Below are 11,711 nucleotides of genomic sequence, written 5' to 3'. Positions count from 1 at the left end.
CGGCGACCTACCCTTCCGACCCCCCTTCCCTTTTCATGGGTTCAGGCCGTCCGCGCATCCTCCGGCCTGCTCGCCACGAAGCGAGGACCAACAACGCCCCCTGACGGACTGCTGAGACGCAGGCCGAGGTTACACATCCTCATATTCGATCGAGAGGCTGCTCGCCAGAACCCGCACCTCGTCATGGCACGGGCTGTCAGGAACCGCGCGGCTCGACAGGTCCAAGAGCGTGCCTGGAGGGATCCGGTCACCAAAGAGGACGACCGCGAAGTCTGGGCCATATTGGTATGAACTATAGTAGATGCCTTGTGCCGACGGACAGGCGGCATGGATCCGTTCGGCCCAGGCCCGTGTGGACGGATAGGTGCTGCTCGGCCCGGCCAGAAGCGCATTGCCGTTGACCCCAACCTTGCGCTGCCCGGTGACCGTCAGGTTCACAAGGCTGAGATCGGCGGTGGTGCGCACGACACTGTGGCTGAAGTTCCGATAGTCTGCCGGATAGACGATCTGGAAAGGCGGTAAACCGGTCGCCGGATCGATGGTCGGAACATCGGCGCAGCGCAGGATGACCTCGCTCGCCGCGCAGCCGAAACTTTGCGCTCCGTAGATGGTCGGAATGATTGCGCCTGCGGCCGATCGGATCGGCGAGAAGCGCGCATTTCCGCGGTCGGTATCGTTGAATTGCGCAGCGCCAAAGGCATTGGGATGGATACGGTGCAGTTCAGTGCCGCCTGGCAAAGAGACATAGTCTTCCTTCCCGACCCGCATGTGATCGGGGTCGGGAATTGTGATCGCAAATTTCATCAGCCGTGTACCGCCGGCTCTATCTCGCGTTCGAAGGCTGCGAGCACTGCCTCGCCGTCATCTGCCAGTCCCTCGCCCGGCGTGCTTTCGAAATCGAGATGCGGGCGGGTCAGCCAATGGAGGAGACGAAAATCGCTCCAGCCCTTTGGCTTACGGGCAATGAGCTGCGCCATTAGAGGATAAATACGGCGACCTTCGACGTCGAATTGAAACAGCGGATAGGCCGCCCTTCCCTCGATCGAGAAGCGTAGAAGTTCCTTTTTGTCTTCCCGGCGCTTCATCGTGGCGGAGGGATTGGTTGCCGAGAGCCCGAGCAGTTCACATGCTTCGCCCTGGTCGACCATCGAGGTGCTCGCGAGGATTTTCTCCTGGATGCGGGCACGATTGAGTGCGGCCTGCAGCTTGGGATCTTCGCCCTTGGCCAGGCTCTCGCGCAACATCACGCGATAGGCATCCACCACTTCGTCGATCTCGTGCGAGAAGCTGCGACTGAATATCTCGACTGCGGCGTTATGCAGAGCGTCGTAGACCGCTTTGGCGGCCCCGGCGGCCCGGCCACCGGCCTTTCCAGCCTGCGGCGCCTTGACCTCAACAATTGCGTTTCGCAGGAATGTGAGATCGCCATCTGCTGGGCGGATCGAAATGTCGAGCGCAATCGACCCCGCGTTCGCCGCCTCGACGGCGATGCTACGCGAGGTGTAGATTCTGCGCGATGCGCCGGTACGTGACCGCTTCTGCCCCCCGTCATCCTGGATGGTGTTGATCGCTACCACGAGAAATTCCTAGATTCGCTAGTCTCATTACACTTGATATCGCTTATATCATGCCGAACCGGTCTGTTTCAAGGACTGGCGCCGATCGCCTGCTGCTTCTGCCGACACTGCGCCAGAAATTGTGCCCAGTCCTTGCAAGCGAGCGGAGGCGGCGCACGAAGGATTTGAAGTCCAGGTCTGCGGTAGGCATCCAATGCTCTTTCAGCTGCGCGTCGCCCCTCAGCGTCATTGTCTTCGGCGAGGATCAGGGTTTGCACGTCTGGCGGTATCTGGATCTGATCGAGACGCCGGGCACCCAGCGCGGCCCAGGTCGGAATGGACCGATATTCCTGGAACGCGGCGGCGCTCTCAAAGCCTTCGGCAAGCGCAAGCTCTCGCTTGGGGATCCCACCCTGCCAGGCCCCACGCCCAGGTCGACCGAGCATGACCTTCGCCTCATACTGGGCGCTCATCGGGTCGAGGAATATGCGCTGCAGCGCGACGAGCGACCGTCCCTCTCGGACAGCCACGAGCAGCGCTGGCTTGAACACAGTGAAAGGCCGCGGCCCAAGGGGGCAGCGGGCGAGAAACCGAAGATCGCTATGAATGCCAAGTGATCGGCCGGTCAGGTAGCGCAGCGCCAGCCCCTGCTCGATGGCTAGCCCACGCTCCCACAAACGCGCGACGTTCGCGGTACTGTTCCCGGACGATACCGGCGGTGCCTCGTAGCGCCTTTCCGGAGATACCCTACGCAGTTCGCGAAGGATGTCCCCGGGCTCACATCCGGCGAAGCAGGTCACCAGGATGCCGCGGTTCCCCTGGCGCAGGGAGAGGCTGGGCGTAGAGTCGTTGTGCGCAGGGCAGCGACACATCGCCACATAGCCGAGCCAGCGACCGCCTAAGGCGCCAACAAGATCGACGAGCCGCTGGCTGGGTCGAAGAGCAACAAGGGGCATTGCAAAGTCTCCTTCGCAATGCGCTCCCCCCCTCCCCTCTCCTAGGCGTTCGGATCGCCTCCGTGGGCATCGTACACGTCGAGCAGCATCTCGAGCACGTCGGCAAATGTCTGCCGCGGCCTGGCATCGCGCAACTCATAGAGCTTCGCCGCGACTTCCTGGCTGACCTTGATGTTCATCGGGTACAGGCGGTCGCTAGGTGGCCGCCCCCGGCGCCGAAACGCTGTCGGATCGGGCAGAACGCTTGGCTGAGCCGCCGGAGCCGGCACTGGCGGCGGTGCAGCGACAGGCGCCGACGCTACTTGCGGGGCAACTTGGGCGGGCTCAGGGGCCGCGATGGGCTCCGAGGCTGGCGCGACGGGTTGCTCGGGCGGTGCGGCAGCCGTGGAATCGGCAGCGAGCTCCTCGCCCTCCCCGTCCTGCGTCGGCACCGGGTCCCTCGACGGAAAGCCGTGATCTTCGCTCAACTGACGCAGAACGGCCAGATCGGGCTTAGCGCGCTTTTTGGGCTTCGAAAGGTCGTCGAAACTGAGCTTGGCGCGTTCACTCATGCCGCAGTCTCCTGCTCGCTCTGCTGCCGGAGCCGGTCGATCACGGCAGCGGCATAGGCCGCCGAATTCTCCTTTGCAGCCTTGATGTTGCCCACGCCCTTGACGTCGAGGGTGTGCAGCGTCCCGCCCGTGGAGAACATGGTCCGGTACGCTTCCCGGTTGTAGACCGGCACCGGAAGCACCGGAACCTCGTTGTGGCTGAACTGCGCCTCAATGTCGCTGTAGTTGATCGAACGGAGCGCAGGCGGCAGCTGGGTGAACAGGATCGCATGATCAATTGACCGGCGCGAACTGCGCGCTGCCCCGCGTACCAGCAGGATCGCCCTCGCCGCCTGCTGCGCGTCGAGATGCGAACCCTTGCAGGGAATGATGACGAGGTCGGACATGCCGATGGCGAATGTCACGGTCGCTGTGGCCGCACCTTCGAGGTCGACGAGCACGAAGTTCGCGCTCTCCTCGCCCGCTTCGATGAGGTCGCCGATGTCATTTTCGCTGCGGCAGTTCACAACGGTGATGTTTTCGGGGCGGCCGGGCATTTCGGACCATGCCATGAGCGGCTGATTGGGATCTGCATCGATAATGCAAACCTTGCCGCCCTGGTCGGCGATTTCGCCTGCCAGCAGAAGGGCTGCGGTCGTTTTCCCAACGCCCCCTTTTGGCGACACGAACGCTATTACAGCCATAGCTTCCTTCAACCTTTCCAGTGGCGTTCTAATAGACAGGCCATAGCTATCCGGCCGACATTTAATTGCTTCGGACAATCTATCAGGCAGGTCGTTTGCGCCTATGAGATAGGCGCCGCAAGCCTAGCACATTGCCAGTTTGATGCATCTTTATAGCCGCCGGGCGGTTAGGCGCAAGCCATTTTACGCCTACATTATAGACTCCATCTAGGCTGATTAAAGCTGCACCCTAGCTATTCGCAATGCATGGCGCAGCAACCCTATAGGCACTGCAAAGCCACCAGATCGCTTTTTCATATCTGTCGCGCAGCTTCAAAGAAGCTACCCAGAAGCAACTTGCATCCTATCAGCTATTTTTCGGGTAGCTAAAAACATGCCCCTGCAACGGCCACCCGGGCGGAAGGGCAGGGCAACATTCTAGGTAGCTAGAAACATCATAAAAGCAACGCGTACGCATTCTGGCCGATGGCCAAACGATGAAAAATCCTGACAGGGGAGGGCAGGGGGGCGGTAGTCCGTCAGCCACACACCCCGATGAAAAAGCGCTCCAGTGCGCCACCTGTGAGATGTCGGTCACTCAGATCCAGCACAGAGCCGAACTGTTGAATCAAGGCTCGCCGGCTCTCCGAAACGCCGCCGGCGCCCTTCAGCCCACTATAGTCAACGCCCCAGCTATGGACCTCGCCCGTGGTCTGCGAACACGCTTCGACCCACAGATCCGGCCGCCCAGGTCCAAGCGGCGTCAGTCGATCGAAAATCGGACGTTCGACCGCGAGGTCGATTCCACGTCGGGAGAGGGCCAACTGAACTTTCAGAAACTCACGCAGCACCGAGCGCTCGAGCTCGGAATCGACCGGAACGAACCTGTGCCCGGACAGGACCGGCTGCGCATAGGCCCGCAACGGCGCGAAACCTCGTTTCTCCGGATATTCACCGACGACTATGATGACGAGATACGGTCCTTTCACGGGCTCCCCGCGCCTGGACGGAGACTGAACCCTGTTAGCGACCCGGATCGGCTCACACCCCGCAGCGAATACCTCATGCCCCTGAATACGATCTGCAAAGACAATGAGGAAACCCTGGGGCGCGTGGCCCTGCGGCCAACGATCCGCCAGCTCGCGAAGGACCGCATAGGCCCGACGGCTATGCAATGCCTGGCCGTGCGTCCACAGTACGCGGGTAAGCTCCATCGAAGGCGCGACCTCAATCGCACCTGCAACCCGCTCGAGCATCGAGAACTGCTCCTTGATCGAACCAGGAGCGAATTCAAGACGATGCGTGCCAGCCAGGTCCAGCAAACGCCATAACAGCCGAGCGAGACGGGGCAGGGACCCTTGCCGGGTTCGATCATCGGTGGCGTCGCTGCCAGGCCTTTGCGCCAGTTTCTCCGGCGCCGGACGCAGGACCTCGAAAAAGCCATCTGCAGGATCACTCCGCTCGCTGGCCCGGCGCACTTCCGAGAGCCTGTTTGTCGCCTGATCGCGAAAGAACGGGCAATCAAGTCGATGATCGGGCCGTTTCGAACCGGTGAGCCGGCGAAGGTAGAAGGTCTCCGCTTCCGAAAGATAGGCAGGGGTCAGGATCGGGGGACTATTTCGATCACCCAGACAATCGCAGGCGATCCATTTAGCGCCGATGCGCGCCTGCTGCACCAGCATGATGCCGGCCTCTTCATCGCCGCGATCTCCGGTCCCGATATACCAGCGAACGAGAGCGGCGCGCAGCGGTGAGGGGAGGGCGATCCTTCCCGTGTCGATGCCGTTCTTTTCGCGATCCACCAACCACATGACGCTTGCTCTCGCCACACCAGCAAGAAGGCTCACGCAACCTCGAAGCGTTGACAACCAGAATCGCAATGACGTCCACTTCCATCACACCCTTTGATCAGGACGCCTCATGAGATCCTATCTGCTTGCCTCGATGTTCGGCCTTGCGACTTTTGCGGCACCGCCGACGTCACATGCTCAGCACACCACATACCTTAGAACCGCCCAGGTTCTCGAGATGGGGTCGGCCGAGCCCAAGCGCTTTGATACTGGGGAGGGGAGGGCGCTTCCGCTACAGCTTCCGCTACAAGCCCCGCCCTCGTCGCCGCTGTTTCAGATCCACGACCTAAGCCGGCGCTGGGTGGAGTTTCAAATGCAGGGCGAATTTTCAGCGGATGGGCGAACGACCACCGCAGACAGCCGCGCCGCGCTAGATATTGGGGTAGGGGAGGGGGGACCAATGGGCGTTAACCCCGTCAGCGCCATCGCTGTGCCTTCGTGGATGCGCGCTCAGCCGGATGCTTTTGCATCCGTGCCTCCTGTAGACCCTGTCTGTCAGGCCTCCCAATATTCTCCAAGCAGGCTGCTTCGACCGGCTGAGGAAATGCGACGGCAAATCTATTTCGGCCTTATGAGCCAGATCGCCTGCACTTACGGCATACCAGTTGGTCTCTTCGACGCCATGATCATCCAGGAAAGTCGCTACGACGCCTCGATCTACTCGCCCAAGCAAGCCTATGGCCTGACGCAGCTCATGCCTGCGACAGCGCTCGGTCTAGGGGTCAATCGCTATGATGTGGAAGGAAATCTGCGGGGTGGCGCCACATATCTGCGCCAGCAGCTCGATCGCTTTGGCCACTATCACCTGGCGCTGGCCGCTTACAATGCAGGCCCTGGCAGGGTGAAGAATGGGAGAATTCCGCGCATATCCGAGACCCAAAACTATGTCTCGAACATCCTGTCCAACTGGACGATGCTGACGGGCCTACACAGACGATCGAGCATTGTGACCGGCGCTGCAGCGGTCCCGGCTTCCGACCGGACCGTCTCTGTCACGCGCTTTTGATCAGGCGGCGATCGCTTCGTACACGGAGGGCAAGATCGTCACGAGTTCGCGCGGCCGCTCCGCCAGCGTCACAATCGTCTCGGATGCCTTGGCCCGCTTGGACGTCCCTTCCGTGTTTTCGCGGACAGTTACGGTATATTGGGGGAGGGCGTTCTGCTCCTCCATCTCCATGAGCTGCGCCTTGAACTTCCTGATTGCGGTGCGCGTGCCGACCGCCGCGTAGAGTTCATCAAGCGGCACCGCATAGGGACCCTCATCGCAGTGTGAACGCGCGATCTCGTAAATGCGCCGCTCGATGAGCCCGAGACGGAAGTAATCATGGTGATAGCTATAGATCTGCTGATCCCGCTGGATCGCGCGAAAGAGGAAATCACAGAGTCGCAACTTCACCGCACGCAGACGCTCAATGCCCGTGGTCGATCCATCGTCGTAAACGGCCTGGGCATTTTCTACCCATGAGAACCATCCACGGTGAATCTGGCCGCCTGTTTTGAGGTTTGTCTGGATCTGGGTGCCCTGCAGCCGTGAGAGCGCCTCGTTGAAGCGATCATAATTTCGCTTGCCAGGATTTCGCGTCCCGGTGGCCCGGAAAAAGTCGTGCGCGGTGAACACGATTTCCTGTGTCACTTCCTCACCGCGGCGCATGCGCTCACAGATCAGCGAAGCGCCGTAAAGCAGGATTTCCTTGTCATACATCGTCGCGATCCCGCCGCCTCCGGCGCGGATTTTGATTGAGGTGCTGCCGACACTATGCTCGATCTCGTCGAGGAGGGTTTTCTTCTCGAGCGCGAAGAACGGGAAATCCATGATCGAGCGCTCGCCCCGGATTTCACCTCTCAGCGGGCAGTCCAACGGAAGGACCCCTTGCTGTTCGACATTATTGCGTACCTGAGCCATTGCGGGGCGTCCTCCGTGGCCCCCATTTGTACCGATTTTAGGGCTGCCCGCCTAGCACCCACGATAGGATGTGTCCGCGAAAGCACTAAAATTGCTCGATTCATCCTTGCCCAAGCGTCCCCGAAAACACGCTGTCCCGAGGGATGACCGCGAGTCTTACGTGGCAAAAATCGGGTAGTACCGAAAACGGTTAGTGCTTTCGCGGACATATCCACCGGGGAAAAGCTGGCGAGGGAATCGGGATCGGGTGCAGTTAGTGCTTTCACGGACGTTTCCCTCGCTCGGAGCGGCTCTCTTCGTGCTTTCGCGGACACTTCGGCTCCGAACCGCCATAGCGGACAAACCATAAACTCATGTTTTTCCGAGGCTTAACGAACATACATCACGCAAACTGCGAAGATGCTTCGCGAAGGCCATGATAGGTCTTGCCCAAGTGCAGCGCGCCCGAAAGCGCCTTCTCGTTCATTCCACGAAGGTAAGCTCCAGGCCGCCGGACCTCGCCGCTCATGGCCTTGTAGACGGTGGCGATCACAGCAGCAGCCGCGCCGTGCTGACCCATGATTCGACACGCTTCGCGCCAGGCATGGAGGCTGATCGCATGCTGGCCGACGAGGCCCTCGGCGATACTGACAAGGCGGCCCCAGGCGCGCGGGCCAGGGTCGAGATCCCAGATAAGTTCGGGGCAGGCCTTTGCCACGAAGCCCGGATCGATCCCGTGCCGATCAAGGTCATCCTCGACCGCGCTCTTGGGAGCGAGGAGAGCGATATCCCAGGCCTCACTACTTCTTCCTGCCAAGCCTCTACTCGTAACTGCGTTAGCAGTTTGAAGTTGGGTTGTAGTTGTAGAGTGAACGAAATTCATTTCGTCCTTGGGTGAAGGATTCATAGTTTCAAAGGCAGGGTTTTCGGCTGTTTCCTGCGCCTTTCCTGCAGTCAGGGCATCATCGACTGCGCCTTGGAACAGATCGACCCGCTTAGTCAGCAACGCCACGCAGCGAACGAGCTGGTCGATATTCCTGCTGCCGCGGATATGGGTCACGGCCATGCGCACCAGATCGACCTCATGCTCAGCGTCAATGCCGTCCAGCATGTGATAGGAACAGGTTTCAGCCAACATCCGGGTACGCCGGCGTAGTGCTGCGATGGTCTTACGCAGCCGTTCGATCTCGCGATCTTCGGCTTCCCCTTTCGCAGCGATCGCTTCGAACTCCTGGGCTCGCGCAGCCAAGGGGCTCAGATCGAAACCATAGCTCCAAAGAATCTTTCCATCAGCAGCGCGAAGACCGCCGCGATGACCGTTTGCACTGTCCTTGGGGGTGAGCAGGCCGTGTTCAACCGCGGCGCGAACATAGTTCTGCACTTGCCGGACGCTGACACCCAGCTTTACCGAGAGGGTTTCATTACGCGGCCAGACGCACGGGGTCTGCCCCGGTGCCCAGTCCTGCGACCGCGAGAAGGCCACAAGAACATCCATAAGGCTGACCACATTGCGGGGCACGCCCATATAAGGCGCTGCGCGCTTCAGCTTGTTCAGCAAGCGAGAAGGCGAGAGGCCTTCCTGCCCCTCGAAGCCCTTGGCGAGCTTGTCGACGATGGCGTTGAACTGACTGTAGCGGCGCAAACCGCTCGGTCTCATGGGCGCAAGTTCCCCCATTCGGCACTCCCTATCGGAATGCCGTTCGGACATGACTATCCGCTGCGCGAAACGCGCTTCGAACTTGTCTAGATCGGGGAGATAGGCTAAACTGCGCTTGCTACAGTGAGTTTATCTCATCCCCGAAAAGCCCGGCCTAGTGCCGGGTTTTTCATGTCGTCACGGCCACTCCATCACACTTTGGTCCATGAGCAGCGGGCGCGAGCGTGAACGCGGCCGTACTCCCATGCCAGCACGGTCCGACATCGATCGGACAGAATCGGGCTGATATGGATTCGCGACCACACTGTTACCGGCCGACAACGATCATGCGAGTGTGAGGATTCGTGCTTTCGCGGACGAACTCTGTGATCTTGCACAGTTTTTATAGTGATATCGGAGACAAACCGTCGTGGGTTAGTGCTTTTACAGACACTTTGCCCATTAGTGCTTTCGGGGACATTGCTCTCTACAGCACGATACGAAGATTTCGACTTAGTGATTTCGCGGACACTCGAAGTCCAGTTGATCGGCTACCCACGAAGATCGTATCGATCTTCAAATATTTGTTCGCGCCGGCGCAGGACATTGGTCACTTCATGGACCATGCGCTTGATGACGACGGTCTGCAATTGCGGTGCCCAGTCCTTGCGGACTTCCGAGCCATCCAGCCCATCGATTTCCGCCAGAGCCTGAATGAGGCTCGCGGGAAGTTCCTTGAACAGGTTGGCCAGCATCGCGATGAGCGCAACATAGCGTTCATCCGCCAAAACCTTCTGATCGCGGATACTCTCGACCTTGATAATCGCCTGGATCAAATCGATCTCCAGCGCCTCAAGCAGGACGCGGAATTCGGACAGCGTTATCGACGCACGCTCTGCACAGTTGGAGTGAAGGATCCGTCCCAATCTGCTTTTGCTGATGCCAGCCCTCATGGAGAGGGAACGTAGGCTGATATCTTTTGCCTGCATCGCGCGCTGGATGAGCGCGATGTACAGGTGCCCATCCGCTTCCTGAGCGACGGCTCCCCCTATAGGCTCGATCGCAGCTAGGCTCGACATATTCCCCCTGTCCTGGGTGGGACTATGTCACCACAAGATCAAAAGCTTGTACCCTTGGCAAGCTTTTCACGTCGGATCGGACTATCGCACAGACCGCGATTGTAACAGATCGTTGCTATACGCGGTGTCTGCAGCCTGATCTTAGGAGTCTACGACATCTTCGATGCCGATATTTCCTAGTATGCGTTTCGAATGATGTTCAGCGACGAAGTCGAAAAATAGGATCGAGAGCATGTCGCCCATGGTGAGGGTCATCCCGAGAAGGTTAGCGAAACGACGCTTTTCCTCCACCAGTCGGTCTGCGCTCGCTCTCGGAATGCTCAAATGAATGCGGATTGGCCCCTTGGATTCGACTACGTTGAAGTGCGCGCGGACATCTGCGGGGTCGAGACGGGTGAGGGGAAGTGCCGGAATTCGGGCATTCACGAGACTAGCGACAGTCTCGAAACGAAGGGTTTCATTCGAGCGCAGCCGTAGGCTCTCGCTCGCGAGCCGGAACAGAAGTTCGGACACGTCCAACGCATAACTGCGCGTATCACCTGCCATCAATCCGTTCCTGCCAAACTTAACTGTTCCTGACGATCCGGGTCGGCAGCCAACATTCCTCACCCCCTCTTACACGAGGCCATACTACCTTACAATCAATGGGAAGGTTCACCCCGTACGATGCTGGGCGAATCGCAATTTCGTCTGGTGTCGGTCGTCATTCCTATCAGAAAAGGTTCTGGGACGGACTGTCCCCGCATCGCGGTCACCGCGTCCCAAATTTGGGACGCCATGTCCCAGTTAGAGGGACAGCGGATTCGGGTCCTTGGCCTTTTGCCTTCCTTTTGAGGAAATCGCGCGGCTTCCCACCGAGCTCCTTCATCCGCTGCTTGAGCGTCCGCGGTTCCGATGCACCCTTCCGAAGGGGCGGGGAAATGGCCGCGCCCTGAGCAAGGGATCTGTCTCGATGCAAGCAACACTCAAGCAGGGTCGGCGACTGGAGTTGGCGATCATCGCCATCGCCGCGCTCGTATTCGCGCTCCTCTGGTTCGCCGGCCCGGCCCATGCGGGTGCCGACACCACGTTCGACACGGCGCTCACCATGTTTACCGACTTCCTCCAGGGGTCGGGCGGCAAGATCATCACCGTTCTGTCGCTCGGCGGCGGGCTCGTCGCCCTGGCGTCCGGACGCTTCAGCCTCGGCCAGGTTGCCATCCCGGTCGGCGTCGGCGTCGGCGCGGGAACCGGTATCCCGATCGTCACCTCGACGGTCACCGCCACGATCTGACGCAAGCATTCCCCCGGTCAGGGTAGCAGCCCTGATCCGGGCGGGGGAGGGTGGTGCAATGGCCGGAGACAAATACGGCATACCGTCTCATCTGGATGATCCTGAGCTGATCGGGCTGTGGACGCTGGATGAGTTCCTGGCGATGGTCATCCCATTCACCTGGGGCATCCTGTGGACTTGTAACGGATTTGCGCCGGTCACCTGAGCGATTAGAGTTCGCAACAGGAGACCGACGAGATGATCAAGCACACAGAAGAGTTCAAGCA

At 59.9% G+C, this 11,711-nt stretch carries 12 protein-coding genes and 1 pseudogene; 3 read left to right on the top strand and 10 right to left on the bottom strand.

The window, feature by feature from the left end:
* Positions 1 to 129 precede the first annotated feature (129 nt).
* The 6 genes from BGP17_RS20325 to BGP17_RS20300 form a co-directional block, all read right to left on the bottom strand.
* Positions 130 to 804 (bottom strand): RES family NAD+ phosphorylase, encoded by a 675-nt coding sequence (locus BGP17_RS20325; RefSeq protein ID WP_286713389.1) that lies wholly within the window; start codon positions 802 to 804, stop codon positions 130 to 132.
* A complete protein-coding gene (locus BGP17_RS20320; protein WP_017503549.1) occupies positions 804 to 1,577 on the bottom strand; it encodes a hypothetical protein in 774 nt (257 codons plus the stop codon). Before BGP17_RS20320 ends, BGP17_RS20325 begins: the two co-directional genes overlap by 1 nt.
* A 68-nt stretch (positions 1,578 to 1,645) precedes the next feature.
* A complete protein-coding gene (locus BGP17_RS20315; protein ID WP_017503550.1) occupies positions 1,646 to 2,512 on the bottom strand; it encodes a DUF7146 domain-containing protein in 867 nt (288 codons plus the stop codon).
* Positions 2,513 to 2,553: 41 nt separating this feature from the next.
* Positions 2,554 to 3,063: a hypothetical protein gene (locus BGP17_RS20310; protein WP_017503551.1), complete on the bottom strand. Its 510-nt coding sequence runs from the start codon at positions 3,061 to 3,063 to the stop codon at positions 2,554 to 2,556.
* Positions 3,060 to 3,746, bottom strand: a complete 687-nt coding sequence (locus BGP17_RS20305; RefSeq protein ID WP_037522704.1) for an AAA family ATPase — start codon at positions 3,744 to 3,746, stop codon at positions 3,060 to 3,062. Before BGP17_RS20305 ends, BGP17_RS20310 begins: the two co-directional genes overlap by 4 nt.
* A 518-nt stretch (positions 3,747 to 4,264) precedes the next feature.
* Positions 4,265 to 5,536 (bottom strand): DUF8535 domain-containing protein, encoded by a 1,272-nt coding sequence (locus BGP17_RS20300; protein WP_048938677.1) that lies wholly within the window; start codon positions 5,534 to 5,536, stop codon positions 4,265 to 4,267.
* Positions 5,537 to 6,146: 610 nt separating this feature from the next.
* Here BGP17_RS20300 and BGP17_RS20295 point away from each other — a divergent pair.
* On the top strand, positions 6,147 to 6,581 hold the full coding sequence (locus BGP17_RS20295; protein WP_240511295.1) for a lytic transglycosylase domain-containing protein: 435 nt from the start codon (positions 6,147 to 6,149) through the stop codon (positions 6,579 to 6,581).
* Here the strand turns inward: BGP17_RS20295 and BGP17_RS20290 are convergent, their stop codons facing one another.
* The 4 genes from BGP17_RS20290 to BGP17_RS20275 all read right to left on the bottom strand — a co-directional run bounded on the left by BGP17_RS20290 (position 6,582) and on the right by BGP17_RS20275 (position 10,718).
* A complete protein-coding gene (locus BGP17_RS20290) occupies positions 6,582 to 7,478 on the bottom strand; it encodes a replication initiator protein A (protein ID WP_017502448.1) in 897 nt (298 codons plus the stop codon).
* A gap of 382 nt (positions 7,479 to 7,860) precedes the next feature.
* Positions 7,861 to 9,132: a plasmid replication protein RepC gene (gene repC, locus BGP17_RS20285; RefSeq protein WP_017502447.1), complete on the bottom strand. Its 1,272-nt coding sequence runs from the start codon at positions 9,130 to 9,132 to the stop codon at positions 7,861 to 7,863.
* 512 nt (positions 9,133 to 9,644) lie between these two features.
* The gene (locus BGP17_RS20280) at positions 9,645 to 10,172 is read right to left on the bottom strand and encodes a helix-turn-helix transcriptional regulator (RefSeq protein ID WP_017502446.1); all 528 of its coding nucleotides are present in this window, start codon (positions 10,170 to 10,172) and stop codon (positions 9,645 to 9,647) included.
* Positions 10,173 to 10,313: 141 nt separating this feature from the next.
* Positions 10,314 to 10,718: a hypothetical protein gene (locus tag BGP17_RS20275; protein ID WP_017502445.1), complete on the bottom strand. Its 405-nt coding sequence runs from the start codon at positions 10,716 to 10,718 to the stop codon at positions 10,314 to 10,316.
* A 406-nt stretch (positions 10,719 to 11,124) separates the two neighbouring features.
* Here BGP17_RS20275 and BGP17_RS20270 point away from each other — a divergent pair, with 406 nt between their 5' ends.
* The gene (locus BGP17_RS20270; protein ID WP_017502444.1) at positions 11,125 to 11,445 is read left to right on the top strand and encodes a hypothetical protein; all 321 of its coding nucleotides are present in this window, start codon (positions 11,125 to 11,127) and stop codon (positions 11,443 to 11,445) included.
* A gap of 58 nt (positions 11,446 to 11,503) precedes the next feature.
* Positions 11,504 to 11,617: pseudogene (gene traL / locus BGP17_RS20265) on the top strand (type IV conjugative transfer system protein TraL); the annotation flags it as partial.
* Positions 11,618 to 11,711 lie beyond the last annotated feature (94 nt).

This window comes from Sphingomonas sp. 67-41 (assembly GCF_001899725.1).
GTDB lineage: Bacteria > Pseudomonadota > Alphaproteobacteria > Sphingomonadales > Sphingomonadaceae > Sphingomonas > Sphingomonas leidyi.
The sequence above is the reverse complement of the archived record's forward strand: the minus strand, read 5'-3'. Positions and strand labels throughout refer to the sequence as shown.